Genomic DNA, 20,269 nt, shown 5'->3' with positions numbered 1-20,269 from the left:
TCGTCAGACCAGCGCGGCCTCGCGGGCCACGACGGTGACGACGTCGTTCTCGACGGACAGGAAGCCGTCGTCCGCCTGCGCGGTGATCCGAGTCCCATCGGCGGCCGTGACGCGCACCTCACCGGAGGCGAGGATCGCGAGCATCGGCTCGTGACCGACCAGGATGCCGATCTCGCCCTCGACGGTGCGAGCCGAGATCTGCTTCGCCTCGCCCGCCCAGACCTCCGCGTTGGCGGAGACGACGCTGACCTTCAGGAACGCGGCCATGATCAGCCGTTCTCCTTCTGGATCTGGGCCCACTTCTCCTCGACGTCCGTGATCGGGCCGACGTTGAAGAACGCCTGCTCGGCCACGTGGTCGAACTCGCCGCGGGCGATCGCGTCGAACGACTCGATGGTGTCCTTCAGCGGGACGGTCGAGCCCTCCACGCCGGTGAACTTCTTCGCCATGTAGGTGTTCTGCGAGAGGAACTGCTGGATCCGGCGCGCACGCGACACCGTGATCTTGTCCTCCTCGGAGAGCTCGTCGACGCCGAGGATCGCGATGATCTCCTGCAGCTCCTTGTTCTTCTGGAGGATCTGCTTGACGTTCGTGGCCACGCGGTAGTGGTCGGCACCCAGGTAGCGGGGGTCGAGGATGCGCGAGGTCGAGGTCAGCGGGTCGACGGCCGGGTAGAGGCCCTTCGACGCGATCTCACGGGAGAGCTCAGTCGTCGCGTCGAGGTGCGCGAACGTCGTGGCCGGCGCCGGGTCGGTGTAGTCGTCGGCGGGGACGTAGATCGCCTGCAGCGAGGTGATCGAGTGTCCGCGCGTCGAGGTGATGCGCTCCTGGAGCACGCCCATCTCGTCGGCGAGGTTCGGCTGGTAGCCCACCGCGGAGGGCATGCGGCCCAGGAGGGTCGACACCTCCGAGCCGGCCTGGGTGAAGCGGAAGATGTTGTCGATGAAGAGCAGCACGTCCTGCTTCTGCACGTCGCGGAAGTACTCCGCCATCGTCAGCGCGGAGAGCGCGACGCGGAGGCGGGTTCCCGGCGGCTCGTCCATCTGGCCGAAGACGAGGGCCGTCTTGTCGAAGACGCCCGCCTCCTCCATCTCGGCGATGAGGTCGTTGCCCTCACGGGTGCGCTCGCCGACACCGGCGAACACGGACACTCCACCGTGGTCCTGCGCGACGCGCTGGATCATCTCCTGGATGAGGACGGTCTTGCCGACGCCCGCCCCGCCGAACAGGCCGATCTTGCCGCCCTGCACGTACGGAGTGAGGAGGTCGATGACCTTGATGCCGGTCTCGAAGAGCTCGGTCTTCGACTCGAGCTGGTCGAACGCCGGTGGCTTGCGGTGGATCGGCCAGCGCTCGGTGATCTCGAACGACTGTCCGTTGATCGTGCCGTCGGCGTCAGCGTTGAGCACCTCGCCGATCACATTGAAGACCTTGCCCTTGGTCACGTCGCCGACCGGGACCGAGATCGGCAGGCCGGTGTCGTGGACCTCCTGGCCGCGGACGAGTCCGTCGGTCGGGTTGAGCGAGATGGCGCGGACGAGGTCGTCGCCCAGGTGCTGCGCGACCTCGAAGGTCAGCTTGGACGAGACGCCCTCGACCTCGACGTGCGTGTAGAGCGCGTTGTAGACCTCGGGGATCGCGTCGTGGGGGAACTCGATGTCAACGACGGGGCCGGTGACACGGGCGATACGGCCGACGGCCCCGCCCGGAGTCCCGGTCGCCGCCTCAGGTGCGGTCAGTGTCATTGCTTCTTCCTTCTGTGGTCTCACCGCACCCGGGGGGCGGAGGCTTCGTGTCGGGGAGGTGCGCCGTCTACTTCGAGGACGACAGGGCGTCGGCGCCGCCGACGATCTCGGCGATCTGCTGCGTGATCTCGGTCTGGCGCGCGTTGTTGGCGAGCCGGGTGTAGGTCTTGATGAGGGTGTCGGCGTTGTCGCTCGCCGACTTCATCGCCTTCTGGCGAGCCGCGTGCTCGGAGGCCGCCGACTGCAGCATCGCGTTGAAGATGCGGCTCTCGACGTAGACCGGCAGGAGGCGGTCGAGGACCGTCTCGGGGTCGGGCTCGAACTCGTAGAGCGGGTACAGATCGGAGTTCTGATCCTCGGCGCCCTCGACGACCTCGAGCGGCAGGAGCCGGACGACGGTCGGCTGCTGGGTGACCATGCTGACGAAGCGGTTGTACACGAGGTGGATCTCGTCCACTCCGCCCTCTTCGTCATCGAGGTTGTAGGAGTCGACGACCGCGTCGGCGATCTCCTTCGCCGTCTCGAACACCGGCTGGTCGGTGCCGCCCGTCCAGATGCGGACGCTCGGACGCCGGCGGAACGAGAAGTATGCGTTCGCCTTGCGGCCGACCAGGTAGAAGACCACCTCCTTGCCCTCGCTGCGCAGCAGCGAGGCCAGCTCCTCCGCCTCCTTGAGCACGCTCGAGGAGAACGCGCCCGCGAGGCCGCGGTCGGAGGTGAAGATCACGATCGCGGCCGTGTCGAGCTTCTCGCGCTCGGTCGTGAGCGGGTGCTCGACGTTCGAGTAGGTCGCGACGGCCGACACGGCGCGCGTGATGGCGTTCGAGTACGGAGCCGCGGCGGCGACGCGGTTCTGCGCCTTCTGGATGCGCGAGGCCGAGATCAGCTCCATGGCGCGGGTGATCTTCTTGGTCGTCTGGGCCGAGCGGATCTTCGACCGGTAGACCCGGAGTTGCGCTCCCATGTGTCTCCTGTTGTCCTTCTCTGAATCGTCAGGGGGCCGCTGTTAGCGACGGCCCTTGACGATCTTCTCCTGGCCGACCTCGTCGGCCGAGATCGCCTTGTGCTCCTCGCGCCCGACCGAGGCGAGCGGCTTGCCCTCACCGGTCTGGAACTCGAGCTTGAAGCCGTCGACGGCACGGTGCAGCTCGGCGACGGTGTCGTCGGAGAGCACGTTGGTGTCGCGCAGCGTGGAGAGGACCTGCGTGTTGCGGCCCAGGTAGTCGAGCAGCTCGCGCTCGAAGCGCAGCACGTCCGGGACGGGCACCTCGTCGAGCTTGCCGTTCGTTCCGGCCCAGATCGAGACGACCTGCTCCTCGACCGGGTACGGCGAGTACTGCGGCTGCTTGAGCAGCTCCGTGAGGCGGGCGCCGCGGGCGAGCTGACGGCGCGAGGCGGCGTCGAGGTCCGACGCGAACATCGCGAACGCCTCGAGCGAGCGGTACTGCGCCAGCTCGAGCTTCAGCGTTCCGGAGACCTTCTTGATCGACTTGACCTGGGCGTCACCGCCGACTCGCGACACCGAGATGCCCACGTCGACCGCCGGACGCTGGTTGGCGTTGAAGAGGTCGGACTGGAGGAAGATCTGGCCGTCGGTGATCGAGATCACGTTGGTCGGGATGTACGCCGAGACGTCGTTCGCCTTGGTCTCGATGATCGGGAGACCCGTCATCGAGCCGGCGCCGAGCTCGTCGGACAGCTTCGCGCAGCGCTCCAGCAGGCGGGAGTGCAGGTAGAAGACGTCGCCGGGGTACGCCTCGCGTCCCGGCGGGCGGCGCAGGAGGAGCGACACGGCGCGGTAGGCCTCGGCCTGCTTCGACAGGTCGTCGAAGATGATCAGGACGTGCTTGCCGCCGTACATCCAGTGCTGGCCGATGGCCGAGCCGGTGTAGGGGGCGAGGTACTTGAAGCCGGCGGGGTCCGAGGCGGGGGACGCGACGATCGTCGTGTACTCCATCGCTCCGGCGTCCTCGAGCGCGCCCTTCACCGAGGCGATGGTCGAGCCCTTCTGGCCGATGGCGACGTAGATGCAGCGGACCTGCTTGTTCGTGTCGCCGGACTCCCAGTTGGCCTTCTGGTTGATGATCGTGTCGATCGCGATGGCCGTCTTGCCGGTCTGGCGGTCGCCGATGATGAGCTGGCGCTGTCCGCGGCCGACGGGGATCATCGCGTCGATGGCCTTGATGCCGGTCTGCAGCGGCTCGTGGACCGACTTGCGCGACATGACGCCGGGCGCCTGGAGCTCGAGGGCGCGGCGGCCCTCGGAGGCGATGTCGCCGAGTCCGTCGATCGGGTTGCCGAGCGGGTCGACGACGCGGCCGAGGTAGCCGTCGCCGACGGGGACGGAGAGGACCTCGCCGGTGCGGGTCACCTCCATGCCCTCCTCGATGCCGGAGAACTCGCCGAGGACGACGACGCCGATCTCGTTCTCGTCGAGGTTCTGAGCGAGGCCCAGCACGCCGTTGGAGAACCGGATCAGCTCGTTCGCCATGACGCCGGGGAGTCCCTCGACGTGGGCGATGCCGTCGGCGGCGTCGATGACGTAGCCGACCTCGGTGGTGGACGCCTTGCCCGGCTCGTACGACGAGACGAAGTCCTTCAGCGCGTCGCGGATCTCATCCGGGCTGATGGTGATATCTGCCATGGGAATTCCTATTCGTTGGGTCCGTGCGAGCCGAAGCGGTCGTCGGGGCCTGACCTGGGTGGTGCGGAGGTCGGAGGCGGCGCGAGCCGCTCCCTGAGGATACGTGCGTCCGTCAGGACGCGAGCTGGAGCTTCAGGTCGGACAGCCGCGCCGAGACGGAGCCGTCGATGACCTCGTCGCCGACGTGCAGTCGCATGCCGCCCAGGAGGGAGGGGTCGACCAGGACGTTGACGGAGACCGGGCGGCCGTACTGGCGCGTGAGCGCCGAGCGGAGCCGGTCGAGCTGCTCGGGGTGCAGCGGAGCCGCGACCGAGACCGTGGCGAGGGTGAAGCCGCCCTGGTCGGCGACGACGCCCGCCGCGAAACGGACGAGCTCGGGGATGCGACGACCGCGCGGGTGCGCGATCAGCTGGCGGAGGATGGCGAGGGTCTCCGCGGAGGCCTTGCCCTCGAGGAGGCGCTGCACGAGCGCCACCTTCGAGTCCGCCGCGGCGAGCTTGCTGCCGAGCGCGAGCTCGAGCTGAGCATCCGACGCCACGACGGCGCCGAAGGTCTGCAGCTCGGTCTCGAGCGAGACGCCCTCCGGAGTGGCGGACGCGATCGCACGGACCCCGACCTCCTCGATCCCGGCGATCAGATCGCTCGGGCTCGACCAGCGGTGGCCCACGACGACGGTCAGCAGGCGCTTGGCCGGCTCACCGAAGGGTGCGAACACCCGGGCGACGAGGGCCTGCCTGCTGCCCGCGTCGGTGCTCGGGTCGGAGAGGACCGTGCGCAGCTGCGCCTGCCCGTCGATGACCCGGGCCGCCTCGAAGAGCTGCTGGGCGGTGTCGAGGGACGCCTGGCCGCCGAGGGCGGAGAGCTCCGCCTTCGCCGACGCGAGTGCCTGCCTGGACGCGCTGCCCATCAGCTGTTCGCCTTCTCCGAGGCCTCGAGGTCGGCGAGGAAGCGGTCCACGATCGCGGACGCCTTCGCGTCGTCGTTGAGGCTCTCGCCGATGACGCCGGAGGCGAGATCGATGGCGAGGGTTCCGACTTCGGAGCGCAGAGCGACGACGGCCGACTGGCGGTCCGCCTCGATCTGGGCGTGCGCGTTCTGGAGGATGCGCTCGGCCTCGACCTGCGCCTGCTCCTTCTTCGCCGCCACGATCGCGTTGCCGTCGGCGTTCGCCTTCTCGCGGATCACTCCGGCCTCGGCGCGGGCCTCGGCCAGCTGAGCGGTGTACTTCTCGAGTGCGATCTCAGCCTGTCGCTGGGCCTCGTCGGCCTTCGCGATGTTCCCCTCGATCGCGGCGGAGCGCGCGTCGAGCATCGTCTGGATGCGCGGCAGGACCAGCCTCCAGAAGAAGAACAGCAGGATGAGGAAGATCACCCCCGACCAGAAGAAGTCGTAGAACTCCGGGATCAGAATGACCGCGGGGACGTCACCTTCTTCCGCAGCGATGTTCACAGCGGTGCTGAACACGACTACGCCGCGAAGATGAAGTAGGTGGCGAGACCGATGAGCGCGAGCACCTCGGTGAACGCGATGCCGAGGAACATCGTGGTCTGGAGGCGGCCGGCCATCTCGGGCTGGCGCGCCATGGCCTCGACGGTCTTGCCCGCGACGATGCCGACACCGATGCCGGGGCCGATCGCTGCGAGGCCGTAACCGACCGTCGCGATGTTGCCGGTGAGTTCGGCGAGAACGGTGACTGAGTCCACGAGTGGGTCCTTTCAGTGGGGTGATCGTGTGAACGGGCGGGAGCCCGTGAGTAGTGGGGTCAGTGCTCCTCGGCGACGGCCAACTGGATGTAGACCGCAGCGAGGAGAGTGAAGATGTAGGCCTGCAGCACGGCGACCAGCAGCTCGAAGAGCGTGAAGGCCCCGCCGAAGGCGAAGGTCACGACACCGAAGAGCTTGAACCCCGGGTCGATCTGCGAGCTGAAGAGGAAGAACTGCGTGGCCGAGAAGCACAGCACCAGGAGGAGGTGCCCGACGATCATGTTCATCACGAGCCGCAGCGCGAGCGAGAGCGGACGGATGATGAACGTCTGCAGCAGCTCGATCGGCGTGAGGATGAAGTAGATCAGGAACGGGGCTCCGGGCGGGAAGAGGGCGTTCTTGAAGAAGCCCATCCCCCGGTCCTTGATGCCGGCGTAGATGAAGGTGACGTAGGCCACCAGACCGAGGAAGAGGGGCATGCCCACGACCGACGTTCCCGCGATGTTCAGGAACGGGACGATGCCGGTGAGGTTCATCGCGATGATCGCGAAGAAGATCGTCACCAGGATCGGCAGGAAGCGGCGCGCGTCCTTCTCGCCGAGGATGTCCTTCGCGATCGTCACGCGGACGAAGTCGAAGGCCATCTCCACGACGCTCTGGAAGCGTCCCGGGACGATGCGCATCTTGCGCGTCCCGAGGTAGAAGAACAGCATCAGTGCGATGACCGCGATGAAGCGGACCAGCATGACGCGGTTGATCTCGAAAGGGGTTCCCTCGAAGAGGAAACCGGGCGGGAAGAACTCGGAGATCGACGGGGTGTGGAAGTCACTCTCACCGGTCGAGGACGAGACCAACAGGGTCACAGCGTTAGCAAACAGCGCTAGCTCCTGGAATTCGGGGCGTGGCACGTGGCAGACGAACGACGTGAATCGTTCGGACGCAACGCTCTCGCGACGACGAAAGGTGGGGTATTCCGCTCGGACGGCGTTCGCACTCGGCGGTCGACATCAACGATGAGACGACCTGAGGACGGGCACACGTCGCCTGCGGGGATTGGACCCTACTGTAGCAACAGAACGGCCTGAGAGCCGAATCGTGATCCTCTCAGACGCCACTCGGGCGGCGCTCATCGGGCGATGTCGCTGACGTTCGCCATGCGCGAGCGCGAGACGACGAGGACGTCGATCACGAGCGAGCCGAGGACCGCCGCGATGATCGTGACGAACATCGCGGTGCTGTTCAGCCACGGCTGGTCGCGCAGCACGAGGGCCGCGATCACGAAGAGGACGAACTTGGCGAGCCAGGTGCCGAGCACCACGGCGAAGAAGCCGCCGATGTCCATCCGGTTGGCGACGAGGATGCTGGCGGCGGTGAGCGCCACCATGACCCCGCCGACGACGGCGCCGATCAGGGCACCGACGGCGCCCTCCCCACCGGCGGCGAGGAAGCCGACGATCGCGCCGACGACGGCCAGAGCGAGGACGAAGACGCCGCCGACGGCGAGCGTGCGCCGGAGGACGGGCACCGAGGCGGGCTGGGGGCGGGGGGCGGCCGGGGAGGCTCCGGTCATGATGCTTCTTTCCGCGCCTGGTGCGGCGCTGTCGTGTCGCGACCGAGCGGAAGCCCGATCGGCGGACGGCGCGTGTCGGACTCGGACGCGCGGTCGAGGGGGTCGAGGACGGGGGACGCCTCCGCCGACTGCGCCGCCGCCTCGAGCCGCTTGCGGCGGCTGAGCGGGAGGAGCGTGACGACGGTGCAGGCGAGCAGTCCGATCGCGAGGAAGGCGAGCGGCACCCAGAGCACGTCGACGACGAACATCAGCAGGCAGCTGAAGGCGACGACCGCCGTCCAGGCGTAGAAGATCAGCACGGCGTGCAGGTGCGAGTGCCCCATGTCGAGCAGCCGGTGGTGCAGGTGCTTGCGGTCGGCGCTGAACGGCGACTTGCCCGCGCGCAGCCGCCGGATCACCGCGAGGCCGAAGTCCATCAGCGGGACGACGAGGATGGCGAACGGCAGGATGATCGGGATGAACGCGGGCAGCAGCTCCTTCGCCGCGAGCTGCGAGGGGTCGATCTGCCCCGTGACGGCGATGGCCGACGTCGCCATCAGCATGCCGACGAGCAGCGCTCCCCCGTCGCCCATGAACATCTTCGCCGGGCGCCAGTTGATCGGCAGGAAGCCCGCGCAGGCGCCGACGAGGACGACCGCGATCAGCGAGGCGAGGTTGAAGTAGTCGGTCGGCGACGTCTGCTGCACGAGCAGGTAGCTGTAGAGGAAGAACACGCCGTTGGCGATCAGCGCGACGCCGGCGACGAGGCCGTCGAGGCCGTCGATGAAGTTCAGCGCGTTGGTCACGAGCACGATCGCCAGCACGGTGATGATCAGCGACATCCAGGGCGAGCCGACGGTGAGGCCGCCGATCGGCAGCGAGACGATCTGCACGCCCTTCCAGGCGATCAGGCCCGCGGCGATCATCTGCCCGGCGAGCTTCGTCGTCCAGTCGAGGTCCCAGATGTCGTCGGCGACGCCGATGAGGACGATCAGGAGGCTCGCGCCGAGGATCGCGAGGATCGGCTCTGGGTTGGCGAACACCAGCCGGAAGTAGGGCAGCTGCGAGGCGATGCCGAAGCCGACGAGGATCCCGAGGAACATGGCGATGCCGCCCAGGCGCGGGGTCGGCCTGGTGTGCATGTCGCGCACCCGGATCGCCGGGTAGAGCCGGTACCGCAGGCTGAGCTTCCAGATGACCCACGACAGCCCGCAGGTCACGACCGCGACCGCGAGCGAGACCAGGACGAAGGTGATCATCGGCTACTCACCCGGGGTGGAGTCGGGGCGCGCGGTGCCGCTCGCCGCCGGCTCGTCCTGCACCTGAGCGCGCGACGCCCAGTCCGGTCGCGCCGTGGGAGCGGGCTGCTCCTCGGCGGCGACGGGCTCGTCGTCCTCGACGGTCGGGTCGCTGAGCTCGGTGGAGGCGTCGTAGGACGCGACCGGCGCGGGGGCCTCGGGCTCCTCGGCCGTGGCGACGCCGTCGAGCAGCAGGTCGCCGACGACCTCGCGGATGCTCTCGGCCGAGACGACGCCCTGGCGGAGGATGCGCAGGGTGCCGCCCTCGAAGCTGAGCGCGGTCGCGTCGACGATGGTGGAGGACTCGCTCGCGCCCGCCGGTCGGTCGCTGTAGCGGCTCCCGGCGGTGCCCGCGTCGAGGTAGACGTCGACGGAGTCGCCGAGCTGGTCGAGCGCCTCCTGGGCGGTGGTGGCGGACGGGCGGCCGGTGCGGTTGGCCGAGGAGACCGCGAGCGGCCCCGTCTCGGCGAGGAGCTCGAGGGTGACCGGGTTGTCGGGCATCCGGAGGGCGACGGTGCCCCGAGTCTCGCCCAGGTCCCAGACGAGGGAGGGCTGCGCGTGCAGCACGATCGTGAGCCCACCCGGCCAGAAGGCCTTCGCCAGCTCGCGGACGGCCTCGGGCACGTTCTCCGCGAGTGCGTCGAGCGCGGCCACGTCGCCGATCAGCACGGGTGGCGGCGACTGGCGGGTGCGCCCCTTCGCGTCGAGCAGGCGCTGCACCGCCGCGGCGTCGAAGGCGTTGGCCGCGATCCCGTAGACCGTGTCGGTCGGCAGGACGACGAGCTCGCCCCGGCCGATCGCGGTGCGCGCGAGACGGGTGCCGGTCAGGAGGTCCGTGTCGACGGAGCAGTCGTAGATGCGTGACATAACGCCGCAATGATACGGGACCACCGGTGGCGACCACCCGGAGGGCGCGCGCCGCTCCGGCAGACGGCTCCTGCACCGAGGGACCGCGCCGAGAGGGGGCCCGCTGCACCCGACCAGGCGATCCGCGCCCCGGGACGCGCCAGTCGAGGCGAGGCGGAACGGGGGCATCCTACCGTGTCCGGGCGGCTCGCCTGCCGTCGTGATCCCCGATCGGGAGGCTCCCTCGATGGACCGGACGTCCTGCCGCGCGCCGGAGTCCGGGGCTCTCCGCCCCGGAGCTCGATGATCCTCCGCGTCGCCGCACTGCTGCGCTCGCCGACAGCGCGGAGCTCCTCGAACGCCGCCCTCGAACGGCTCGTCTCCCGCGGCACGAGCGCGGTCGTCGGCCTCGTCGTCGCCGTCCACGTGTCACCCGCGGAAGCAGGCGTCTACGCGATGGCGTTCCTCGCGCTCTCCCTCCTGCAGGAGATCGGGGAGAACACGGTGCGCCCGCTCGGCGTCGCGATGTGGCGGAGGGAGGGGGGCGCCCGCCAGCTCCGGCGCGCCGCCGCCGTCGTCTCCGTCGGCGGGGCGACGGCGATGGCGGTCGCGATCGGTCTGCTCTGGGCCCTGTCGGCGGCGTCCGCCGCGCAGGCCGTCGCCCTCCTGCCGTTCGTCGCGGTCGCGGCACTCCACGGAGCGATCCTGCCCGCACTGACCCGGGCGCAGTACGACGGACGCTGGGCCTCGATCGCGCGGGGCCAGGCCATCGGCAGCATCGCCTCGATCGTCGTCTGCGTCCCGCTCGCTCCCGTGCTCGGCATCGCGGCCGGATCGCTCCAGACCGGGGTGACCGAGGGGATGCTCCTCCTCCTGCTCTCGAGACGGGGGACGCTGCCGGCTCCCGACCTGCCACGTCGGCCGATGCTCAGGGACTACGTGATCCCCACCCTGCAGAGCAACGTCTTCGGCTGGTTGCAGGGCCAGTCCGAGCGGATCGTCCTCTCCGCCCTCGGTGGAGCCACGACACTCGGCCTCTACTCGATCGCGAGTCAGATCGCGCGCGCCGTCTCGGACGCCGTCGTCCTCGGACTCGCGAACGTCCTCCGCGCCCGGGTGGCGAACTCCCGGACGGACGAGGAGCGGCGCGCAGTTCTCCGCTCCGTCGTGATGCAGGCGGCGGTCGGCGCCCTGGTCGTCCAGACGACGATGGTCGCCCTGGATCTCCTCGTCCTCGGCCGCGTCCTCGACTCCTCCTGGCATCCCGCCCTGCTGATCGTGCCGATCCTCTCGGTCTCCTCCGCGCCGATCGCCTGCCTGTGGTGCGCCTCCTCGTACCTGATCGTGCAGGGCCGCGCGAGCGTGCTCGTCCCCTGGCACTGGATCGGCGTCGCTCTCAGCATCGGAGCCGGATTCGCCGTCGCCGCCGATCTGCTCGCGGGGGCGTGCGCCGCCGTCCTCCGCGACGCCGTCGCCCTCGCCGGTCGCCTGCCGCACGTCGGGCAGGACATCGGACGCGCCGGTCTCCTGCGCGTCTCCGGCTGCCTCGCGGCCGGCGTGCTCATCGGCGCCGCAGGCTTCTGCGCCGCGCTCCCCCGCCACAGCTGACCATCCGTGACACCCCCCCCGACCCCTGAGGCGACCCGCCATGACACCACCTCCCGCCGGCTCGCACCGCCGATCGCTCGCACGGTCTCCACGACGACCGCCGCCACTGCCGCGGCCCGGTCACCCGGAGGCCCCGCTCCCGGGCGGAGCGCCCGCGCAGCGCTCGAACGCCGTCTGGCTTCCCGCTCTGGCAGTCCTCCTGCTCGGCGCCGTGGTGGTGGCGGTCGTCACCGGCGAGCTCCGGATCCCGGCGCTCGCCGCTGCGGCGGCCTGCGTGCTGATCGTCGCCCGCCTGCTCCCGCCGGCCGCCGCCCTGACGCTCGTGCTCGTCCTCTACGCGGTCGTCCCGTTCGACTACCTGGCGCTGCCCGCGCCGTTCCCGATCCTCAGTCCGATCATCGTCCTCGCGGCACTCCTGGCGATCGCGACCGGAGCTCCGCCACCGCACTGGCTCCGCAGGACCCGGCTGATGGCGCCGATCGCATTCACGGTCTACTCACTGGTGATCCCCGTCCTCCGGCCGCAGGGGCAGATCGAGACGATCGCCTCCTGGACGGCCGTCGTCGTCATGGCGCTGATCGCCCTTCCGCTGTGGATGAGCGACCCCTCGGTCTTCCGGCCGCTGACCACCGCCCTCCTCCTCGTGTCGGTCGTCCTGGCGATCGTCGGGACGGTCGAGTTCACGACGCGGTCGAACCTCTACGCCGAGATCTTCGCCTCCGCTCCGTTCCCGCTCACGCAGAAGTGGAGCGTGTACCGGATCATGACGACGCTCGGGCACCCCCTGGTGAACGGTACCTTCTTCGCCTCGGTCGGGTCCCTCGCGTTCGGGCTGTTCCTCAAGGGCGGACGGCCGGGTGCCCTCCTCGGCTTCGCGGCCTGCTGCGCCGGAGTGCTGCTCTCCGGATCACGCAGCGCCGTGGTCGCGATCGCGGTCGGCGTCCTGGTGGCCGGCGGCGTGACCGTCTTCCGCCTCACGGGCAGCCGGCTCGTCAGACTGATCCTCGCGTTCGCCCCTCTCCTCGTGATCGTGTCGACCGTGGGCGCTCAGGCCCTCGACCCCCGCTCCGAGACGGAGGAGGGCGCACGGTCCGCGGACGTCCGCGACCTGGTCCTCCGGATCAGTCTGAAGGTGCTGCCGACGGAGTCGGGCGTCTTCGGCTCCGGAGGAGGACTGTCGGGGGTCGTCTTCGCGCTGAACGGCGGGGGGAACTACGTCCTCGAGAGCAGCCTGTGGCAGACGGTGTTCAGCTACGGGATCATCGGCACGACCTTCCTCGTGGCCCACCTCCTGATCGTCCTGATCTGCTCGATCACCCGGGGTGCGGTGGCCGGCCCCGCGATGCTGGTCGCCTACCTGGTGGCGGCGTCGGCCTTCAACCTCCTCGAGTCGGCGCCGGCCTCTCTGATCATCCCGGCGCTCGCCCTCCTGCTGACCATCGCGGAAGCGCGGTCGGAACCGGCACCGCCGCGTGCCCTCCCGCCCGTCCCTCCGCGCCGCGTCGGCCCCGGCGAGCGCCACTCGAGCAGCTCGGGCCCCGCCGCACCAGCAGCGCAGGACGGGCGCGCCGGAGCAGCCGGACCGGCGACGAGCCGGGTCGTTCCGGCCGCGCCGCGCCAAGAGCCCCGGAGACCGCGCCGCACGCCGCAGTGGCGGCGAGCGTCTTGGTAGCGTCCCGCGAGCCGCTGGACACCCCGCCCCCGGCGGACACCGAGGAGTGCTGATGACATCGACGCGCCGCTGGCTGGTCGCCACCACGGAGTACGCGGGGTTGACGCCCTACACCGGCGGAATCGGGCGCGGCTTCGCCTCGCTCCTGCCCGCGCTGGTGAGAGCCGGCGTCGAGGTCGACCTCGTCGTCCTCTCCTGCGATCCGCCTCTCGACGGCTTCGATCCCGAGGGCGTGCGGATCCTCGAGTACGTCCGGCTGCGCCGCCGGCCCGCTGTCGGCAGGCTCCTGCAACGGGCGCTCCACCTGCGCGCCCTCGTCCGCCGCTCCCGCTACGACGTGATCTTCCTCGCGGAGTGGGAGGGCCTGGGGGCGCTGCTCCCCCGGCACGCGCCGCTCGTGACGAACCTCGCGACCGGCTACCGCATCGCGGACTGGATCGCGGGCCGGTCGACGGAAGGGCGGACTCTTCGCACGCGCCTCCTGATCGGGCTCCAGAAGCGCCTCGAGACCCGCCAGATGAGACGGTCGCTCGGACTCGTCCCGATCTCCCGCGCCGTTCGGGACTGGTACTCGACGCGGATCCCGGAGCTTCCGCCCTCGGTCGTCGTCCGCAACTGCATCGACGTGCCGACGGTGCAGCGGAGCGCGCGGTCCGGCGACCTCCCGGAGGGCTGGCCGCCCGGCCCGGGTCCCGTGGTGCTCTTCCTCAGCCGCATCGAGCGGCGCAAGGGCGTCGAGACCGCGATGCACGCCTTCGAGGCACTGGCCCGGACCCGTCCTGAAATCTCCTTCGTCTTCGCGGGAGCCTTCTGCTTCCTCGAGCCGACGGAGGCGGAGCTCCTCGCCACGGTCGCCGCCGAGCACCGCGACAGGTTCACGTTCCTCGGCCACGTCGGAGGTGACGGGGTGTTCGCCGCGATCAGGGCCGCCACCGTCGTGACCTGCCCCTCGCGCTGGGAGGGCTTCGGGAACGCGGCGCTCGAGGTCAAGGCGGTGGGAACCCCGCTCGTCGCCACCACCGGCAGCGGCTTCGACGACTTCTGCGAGGACGGCGTGGATGCGCTGATGGTGCCTCGGGACGACCGCTCGGCGCTCAGCGAGGCGATCGGACGACTGCTCGACGAGCCCGAGCTCAGGGAGCGCCTCACCGCTCGCGCTGCGCGCGGGATCGGTGCCTTCACCGCGGACTCGGTGGCACCGGACCTGCTCGCGGCCGCCCAGCAGCTGCTCGAGGGCGCCGGCCGGGCGATCGGCGGGGCGAGCGCCTCGAACGGGCACCGATGACCCGCCCGAGCACGGCGCGTCCCCGCTCGGTCACGATCGGGGTCCCGGTCCACGGGGTCTCCGCGTACGTCGAGCGCTGCCTCTCCTCGCTGTGGGCGCTCGCGCTGCCGCCCGGATGCACGGTGGAGGTGATCATCGTCGACGACGCGAGCCCCGACGACTCGATGGTGAAGGTCCGCGCGTCGATCGCGGACGCGCCTCCGGCGTTCTCGGTGCTGGTGGTGACGCACGAGTCGAATCTCGGGCTCGCCGAGGTGCGGAACACGATCCTCGAGCGCGCCTCCGGAGACGCCGTCTGGTTCGTCGACTCCGACGACCACGTCCATCGGGACATGCTCGCGGCGATGGTCGATGCGATGTCCGGCGAGGTGGACGTCGTCGTCACCGGTCTGGTCGCCGTCGGCGAGTCGGGCGAGCGGCTGCCCGTCGGAGCGATGCCGTACACCGGGGGCCGCCTCTGGACGGGATGCGACGCCGCGGTCGAGCTCTTCGAGTTCCGGCTCTGGGCCTTCCTCTGGAACAAGCTCGTCCGGCGCGAGCTCTACGCCGGCCTCCGCTTCCCCCGCTCCCGCTCCTACGAGGACACGGCGCTGATGGCGGTGCTGCTCGCGCGTGCGCGCACGGTCTCGTTCGTCGATCGCGAGCTCTACGTCTACTCCGTCCGCCCCGGCGCGATCACGGACGGACTGCAGGTCGACCTCCTGGACCTCTCGAGGAACGTCCGTCATGTCGTGCGCCTGCTCGAGGCGGACTTCCCCCTGCTCGCCGCGCACCCCTCGGTCAGCTCCTACACGGCGCGGGTCGCCCACCTGTCGGCTCTGAACCACGTCGCCGAGCACCCGTCCGCGGGCGATGCCGGACGCACGATCGAGCGGGAGGTCTCGGCCGACGTCCGAGCGAGCGACGTCCTCCGCACCGTCCGCGACGGGCACCTCGCCGTCGCGGCCGCACTCGCCCTCATCGCCATGTCGCCGAGCGCCTATGTGGGTCTTGGCCGCCGGTCGACGCTGACACGCATCCTGCGCCACCTGCGTCGATTCCGGCGCGGCTGACGCGGTCCGAGCGGCGCTGCGCGCCAGTTCCCCGACGAACACGCTCCTCCGGGTCGACGCCCGGTCCCGCGGGAATAGCGTCCCCGCCATGCCGAAATCCCTCGCCGTCATCGGCACGCGCGGCTACCCCAGCTACTACGGCGGCTTCGAGACCGCGGTCCGCCGGCTCGCCCCCCCACCTCGTCGCCGCGGGCTGGGACGTCACCGTCTACGGGCGCCCCGGAGCGACCGTCGACGACGCCGAGGGCCGGGACCCGCGCGTCCGCACCGTCGTCACCTCCGGCTGGGACTCCCGGTCGCTGAGCACGCTGAGCCACGGGCTGAGCGCCACCCGCGACGCGGTGCGACGCGCTCCCGACGTCGCACTCGTCATGAACGCCGCGAACGGCCTCCTCCTCCCCCTGCTCGAGCGAGCCGGCATCCCCACCCTCGTGAACGTGGACGGCATGGAGTGGGAGCGGGAGAAGTGGGGGCCTCTCGCGCGGTCCGTCTTCCGGAGGGGCGCGCGGATGACCGCGGCGCACGCCACCGAGCTCGCCTTCGACTCGCACGAGATCGCCCGGCGCTGGGGCACCGACTTCCAGCGCGACGGCGTCTTCCTGCCCTACGGCGGCGACGTCCCGCCCGCCCTGCCCGTGGAGCCCGGGCTCCGGCACCGGTCGTACGCCCTCCTCGTCTCGCGGTTCGTGCCCGAGAACACCGTCGAGGAGTTCTTCGCCGCCGCTCCCGCGATCGCGCGCACCCACGACGTCGTCATCGTCGGCTCCACCGGCTGCGGCGGCGCGCTGGATCAGTGGGCCGCTCGCCTGGCGGCGTCCCACGAGCGCATCCACCACCTCGGTCACCTCCGCGACGACGCCCGGCTCTTCTCGCTCTGGCAGCACGCCGGCGCCTACTTCCACGGTCACAGCGTCGGCGGCACCAATCCCGCGCTGGTCCAGGCCATGGCCTGCGGCGCTCCGACGGTCGCCCGCGACACCGTCTACAACCGGGAGGTGCTCGGGGAGGGCGGCGTGTTCGTCGCACCGGACCCTCCGTCGATCGCCGCGGCGGTCCGGCGGATGCTCCTCTCCCCCGACGAGCAGTGCGCCGCGAGCGACGCGGCCCGCGAGCGCGCCCGCGAGCACTACACCTGGGGCTCGGTCTGCTCCGCCTACGAGGAGACCCTCGCCCGGCTGGTGGACGGCGCAACGACACGGTCGGCCCGTCCGCGCGCCCACCGCCGCCCGCTGGTGAGCCGGTGAGCGGGTCCGTCGGTCGGCGACGCCGTCCCCGCCCTCCGGCCGCGGTCTCCTGTCCGCGAACGATCCTGTTCCTCCATCCCTCCGACGAGACCTACGGCGCCGATCGGGTCCTCCTCGAGGCGCTGCGGGCGGTCCCCGAGGGCATGACGGCCGAAGTGTGGCTCCCGGACGACCTGGAATACCCGCTCGCCCCCTCACCCGCCTGCTCGAGGAACGCGGTGTCACCGTGCGCCGCATGCCGCTGCCCGTGCTCCGGCGCGCCTATCTCCGGCCGCGCCACCTCCTCTCCTTCCTGCGGCGGACCGCAGCGACCGGCCGGGCGATCCGCGAGCTCGATCCGGCACTCGTCTACGTGAACACCGCCGCGCTCGCGCTCGTGCTGCCCGTCGCCCGCCTCCTCGGTGCACCGACCCTCCTGCATCTGCACGAGCACAGTCGAGGGATCGAGCGCCGGGTCCTCTGCCTGCTGTTCCGCTCGGCGGACCGCCTCGTCGTCGTGAGCCGAGCGGTCGCGGACACGCTGACCGCCTCGAACCGGAGACGTTCGACCGTCGTCCACAACGGATTCGAGAGCGCACCGCCGGTCCCGCTCCCGCAGGGAGACGAACTCGTCTTCGTCCTGGCGAGCAGGTGGAACGCGTGGAAGGGCCACGAGCACTTCCTCCGGGTGTGGAGTCGCCTCCAGCGCCGAGACGTGCGGCTGATCGTCCTCGGCGGGCCTCCGGTCTGCGGGGCCGGAGTGGACGTCCCCGGCATCGTGGCGGGCATGCGGAACGGCGAGTCCGTCGAGGTGCGCGGCGAGTGCGAGGACGTGCGGCGAGTGCTGGACGCCGCTCACGTCGTCGTCGTGCCCAGCACGTCGCCCGATCCCCTGCCGACGATCGCCCTGGAGGCCGCCGCAGCCGGACGAGCAGCCCTCGTCAGCCGCTCCGGCGGGCTGCCGGAGATCGTCCTGGACGGCGTCACCGGGCTCACGCTCGCTCCCGGCGTGGTGGAGGAGTGGGTCGCGGCCGTCGAGGGCCTGGATCGCGCCACCGTCGAATCGTTCGGACGGGCCGCGCACGAACACTCCACGGCGGCGTTCTCCCGGAGCGAGTTCGTGCGCCGCATCGGCGAGGAGCTCCGGGCGATGCTGCGATGACGCCGCCGAGACGTGCACTCGTCGTCGCGAGCCCGTACTCCGAGGGGGCGGCCAGGGCCCTGATCGCCGGCGCGGCGTCGCGCGGGGCTCTGGCCGCGGAGATCCTTCCGCGCACGAGGCTCGTCGCTCTCGCCGCGTCGATCCCCCTCCCCTCCGCTGCAGCCCGCACGACCTTCGGGCGGCGGATGCGCGTCCTCCGGGACGGCTACGCCACGTCCCGTCCCCACCGGGTCGAGCGGGTGTCGCATCTGGCCGAGACGGTGCTCCGCGCGGGTCTCCGGCTGCCCTGTCCCGGTCTCGCGCTGCGGGCGTCCTACCTCTCCAAGATCCTCTTCGACCGGGCGGCGGCGGCTGTCGAGCTCCCCGAGGGCGCGGTCGTGCTCGGCTTCCCGGGCGCCTGCCTCGCGCTCTTCCGCGCCCACCCCGGCGCTCGGCGGGTCTTCCACGCCGTCGACGCCCATCCGCGCGCGCACAACGGCGAGCTCCTCCGGCACTTCTCCCGCAGCCGGACCTGGGAGGAGCGCTACCCCGGCCGCCTGGTGCGCCGGATCGAGAAGGAGCTGCGGCTCGCCGACATCGTCCTCACCCCCTCGGCGATCGTCTCGGAGCAGATGGCCCGGTACGGCGTCGATCGCGCGAAGATCGCGCAGATCCCCTACGGCGTGAGCCTCACCGGCTTCACCCCGGACGGACCGTCCGTCGATCGCGACCCCGAGCGGCGACGAGTCGTCTGCGCGGCCCACCTCTCGCATCGCAAGGGGATCCCCCAGCTCCTCGACGCCGTTCGAGGGCTGCCGGTCGACCTCGTCCTGGCCGGCGGAGTCTTCGATCGGCGCCTGCTCCGCGGTGCGCCGCCGAACGTGATCGTCACCGGCCCGCTCTCCGCGGACGAGCTCGCGCGGGAGTTTCGGGCCGCCGACGCCTTCGTCCTCCCGACACTGGAGGACGCCTGCTCCCTGGTCGTCGCCGAAGCCGCGGCCTCCGGCCTCCCGGTGATCACGACCGACGCCAACGGTGCCTCCGCCCTTCTCGACCCGCGGCACAGCACGGTCCTGCCCGCGGGAGACGTCCTGGCGCTCCGGGAAGCGCTCAGCAGGGTGCAGCCGCTCGATCGCGCGACCCGGCTGGCGATCGCGGAGTCGGCGCGCACCGCGGCGACGTCGATCACCGACTGGACTACCTACGCGGAGCGGGTGCTCGACGTCGTCCTCGCCGAAGAAGGGGCACGGGTCATGGGCGATCGGGCGGGCTGCGGTGCGCGGCACGAGCGGAACTGAGAGAATCTCTCGCAATAGCGAGCACACCTCATTTTCTCGTGTACGGTGCTGTTCCTGTCCTCCTCGCTCGAGGCGGCGCCGCTCGGCGCCCGCCTCTCGCTCCCGCCCCCACCGAAGAAGAGACCACCGCCATGCTCCGACGCCTCGACGGCACCGAACCCCGGGTCATCGCCGTGACCGTGTCCACCGGAAAGCGCACGGCGACACTCGCCCGCGTCGTCGAGGCGGCGCTGCAGGCCGGCGCCGACTCGGTGCACGTCGTCTTCAGCGGCAACGGCGGCCAGGAGCGCGTGCTGCGCGGACTGCTCCCGGCGGGCCTCGACGCCCGAGTGAGCGCCACGGTCCTTCCGAACGACCTCGGCACCGCCGGCGGCTTCCGCGCCGCGATCGAGCACTGCCGGACGCAGGAGCTGGACTACGCCTGGCTCCTCGAGGACGACACCGCGCCGCGGCCGGACGCACTCGCCGTGCTGCTGGCCTCTCCCCTGGCGCTCGATCCGAGGGCCTGCCACGCGAGTCTGCGCGAGATCGACTTCTACCAGTCCCAGCTCGTCACGGGTCGACCCGCCGCCGAGGTGTTCCCGAGCCCCGGCCGGTTCCTGGACACCGACGTGCGCCGGCTGCTGAAGCGCGGAGCCGGAGGCCGCTGCGGGGCGCGCCCGCAGGAGCCGATCGTGGTTCCGATCGCGCCCTACGGCGGCCTGCTGGTCTCCCGGGCCGCGCTCGTCGAGGTGGAGCCGCCGCGTCAGGAGTTCGTGCTCCGGGGTGACGACCGGGACTGGACGCGGCGGATCACGCGGGCCGGCTTCACCCTCAACCTGCATCCCCTCAGCCGGATCGACGATCTCGACCGGTGCCGGAGCGCGGCCGAGCGCGCGTCGGCGACCGACGTGCTCCTGCACTCCTCGAACTCCCGAGAGCTCTACCTCGCCGTCCGGAACCGGACCGCCCTCGACCTCGAGCTGGCCCGGACGGAGGGGCGCCGCGGCAGCACCGTCTTCGCGCTGAACCGCGGGCTCTACTGCGCCGCACTGGCGGCCCGGGGCCTGCGATGGGGCCGGGTGGCGACGGCCGGCACGATCCTCCGGGGCGTCGTCGCGGGCAGCCGGGGGCGCTTCCTCTCCGTGCGCTGACGCGCCGTCGGCCCTCCCCCGGGTCGGGCCGCCGGTCCCCCGGTCGGGTCGCCGATCCCCCGGGTGGTGTCG

At 71.1% G+C, this 20,269-nt stretch carries 19 protein-coding genes; 8 read left to right on the top strand and 11 right to left on the bottom strand.

Features of this window, described 5'->3' with window-relative positions:
- Positions 1–3: 3 nt before the first annotated feature.
- The 11 genes from MT350_RS04605 to MT350_RS04555 all read right to left on the bottom strand — a co-directional run bounded on the left by MT350_RS04605 (position 4) and on the right by MT350_RS04555 (position 9,806).
- Positions 4–267: a F0F1 ATP synthase subunit epsilon gene (locus MT350_RS04605; RefSeq protein ID WP_123735364.1), complete on the bottom strand. Its 264-nt coding sequence runs from the start codon at positions 265–267 to the stop codon at positions 4–6.
- Positions 268–269: 2 nt separating this feature from the next.
- Positions 270–1,745 (bottom strand): F0F1 ATP synthase subunit beta, encoded by a 1,476-nt coding sequence (atpD, locus tag MT350_RS04600; protein WP_123445507.1) that lies wholly within the window; start codon positions 1,743–1,745, stop codon positions 270–272.
- 67 nt (positions 1,746–1,812) lie between these two features.
- The gene (locus tag MT350_RS04595) at positions 1,813–2,709 is read right to left on the bottom strand and encodes a F0F1 ATP synthase subunit gamma (protein WP_243615472.1); all 897 of its coding nucleotides are present in this window, start codon (positions 2,707–2,709) and stop codon (positions 1,813–1,815) included.
- Between the two features lie 42 nt (positions 2,710–2,751).
- Entirely contained in the window at positions 2,752–4,389 is a 1,638-nt protein-coding gene (gene atpA / locus MT350_RS04590) for a F0F1 ATP synthase subunit alpha (RefSeq protein WP_123702905.1), read from the bottom strand.
- A 112-nt stretch (positions 4,390–4,501) separates the two neighbouring features.
- The gene (locus MT350_RS04585; RefSeq protein WP_243598965.1) at positions 4,502–5,296 is read right to left on the bottom strand and encodes a F0F1 ATP synthase subunit delta; all 795 of its coding nucleotides are present in this window, start codon (positions 5,294–5,296) and stop codon (positions 4,502–4,504) included.
- Complete coding sequence (locus tag MT350_RS04580) at positions 5,296–5,853, bottom strand: F0F1 ATP synthase subunit B (protein ID WP_243582674.1); 558 nt, start codon at positions 5,851–5,853, stop codon at positions 5,296–5,298. The genes MT350_RS04585 and MT350_RS04580 overlap by 1 nt, the downstream gene beginning before the upstream one ends.
- Positions 5,854–5,855: 2 nt before the next feature.
- Positions 5,856–6,092 carry an ATP synthase F0 subunit C gene (locus MT350_RS04575; RefSeq protein WP_055794702.1) on the bottom strand — a complete coding sequence of 79 codons (237 nt, stop codon included), beginning with the start codon at positions 6,090–6,092 and terminating at the stop codon, positions 5,856–5,858.
- A 59-nt stretch (positions 6,093–6,151) separates the two neighbouring features.
- Positions 6,152–6,955, bottom strand: coding sequence for a F0F1 ATP synthase subunit A (gene atpB, locus MT350_RS04570; RefSeq protein ID WP_123445503.1), 804 nt, complete (start codon positions 6,953–6,955; stop codon positions 6,152–6,154).
- 263 nt (positions 6,956–7,218) lie between these two features.
- Positions 7,219–7,662: a hypothetical protein gene (locus MT350_RS04565; RefSeq protein WP_123445502.1), complete on the bottom strand. Its 444-nt coding sequence runs from the start codon at positions 7,660–7,662 to the stop codon at positions 7,219–7,221.
- Entirely contained in the window at positions 7,659–8,900 is a 1,242-nt protein-coding gene (locus tag MT350_RS04560) for an MraY family glycosyltransferase (RefSeq protein ID WP_243598963.1), read from the bottom strand. Before MT350_RS04560 ends, MT350_RS04565 begins: the two co-directional genes overlap by 4 nt.
- A gap of 3 nt (positions 8,901–8,903) precedes the next feature.
- Positions 8,904–9,806 (bottom strand): L-threonylcarbamoyladenylate synthase, encoded by a 903-nt coding sequence (locus MT350_RS04555; protein ID WP_127886203.1) that lies wholly within the window; start codon positions 9,804–9,806, stop codon positions 8,904–8,906.
- Positions 9,807–10,088: 282 nt separating this feature from the next.
- Here MT350_RS04555 and MT350_RS04550 point away from each other — a divergent pair, with 282 nt between their 5' ends.
- The 8 genes from MT350_RS04550 (at position 10,089) to MT350_RS04515 (ending at position 20,197) form a co-directional block, all read left to right on the top strand.
- A complete protein-coding gene (locus tag MT350_RS04550) occupies positions 10,089–11,393 on the top strand; it encodes an oligosaccharide flippase family protein (protein WP_243615471.1) in 1,305 nt (434 codons plus the stop codon).
- 40 nt (positions 11,394–11,433) lie between these two features.
- Entirely contained in the window at positions 11,434–13,065 is a 1,632-nt protein-coding gene (locus tag MT350_RS04545) for an O-antigen ligase (RefSeq protein ID WP_243615470.1), read from the top strand.
- Positions 13,066–13,117: 52 nt separating this feature from the next.
- On the top strand, positions 13,118–14,350 hold the full coding sequence (locus MT350_RS04540) for a glycosyltransferase family 4 protein (protein ID WP_243615469.1): 1,233 nt from the start codon (positions 13,118–13,120) through the stop codon (positions 14,348–14,350).
- A complete protein-coding gene (locus MT350_RS04535; RefSeq protein ID WP_243615468.1) occupies positions 14,347–15,402 on the top strand; it encodes a glycosyltransferase family 2 protein in 1,056 nt (351 codons plus the stop codon). The genes MT350_RS04540 and MT350_RS04535 overlap by 4 nt, the downstream gene beginning before the upstream one ends.
- A gap of 371 nt (positions 15,403–15,773) precedes the next feature.
- On the top strand, positions 15,774–16,646 hold the full coding sequence (locus MT350_RS04530) for a glycosyltransferase (protein WP_243615467.1): 873 nt from the start codon (positions 15,774–15,776) through the stop codon (positions 16,644–16,646).
- A gap of 49 nt (positions 16,647–16,695) precedes the next feature.
- Entirely contained in the window at positions 16,696–17,787 is a 1,092-nt protein-coding gene (locus MT350_RS04525; RefSeq protein ID WP_279396308.1) for a glycosyltransferase family 4 protein, read from the top strand.
- Entirely contained in the window at positions 17,784–19,064 is a 1,281-nt protein-coding gene (locus MT350_RS04520) for a glycosyltransferase family 4 protein (protein WP_243615465.1), read from the top strand. The genes MT350_RS04525 and MT350_RS04520 overlap by 4 nt, the downstream gene beginning before the upstream one ends.
- 131 nt (positions 19,065–19,195) lie before the next feature.
- Complete coding sequence (locus MT350_RS04515; RefSeq protein ID WP_243615464.1) at positions 19,196–20,197, top strand: glycosyltransferase; 1,002 nt, start codon at positions 19,196–19,198, stop codon at positions 20,195–20,197.
- Positions 20,198–20,269: the final 72 nt, after the last annotated feature.

The organism is Rathayibacter sp. VKM Ac-2928 (assembly GCF_022815545.1).
Classification (GTDB): Bacteria; Actinomycetota; Actinomycetes; order Actinomycetales; family Microbacteriaceae; genus Rathayibacter; species Rathayibacter festucae.
This window is presented reverse-complemented; position numbering and strand designations above follow the sequence as displayed.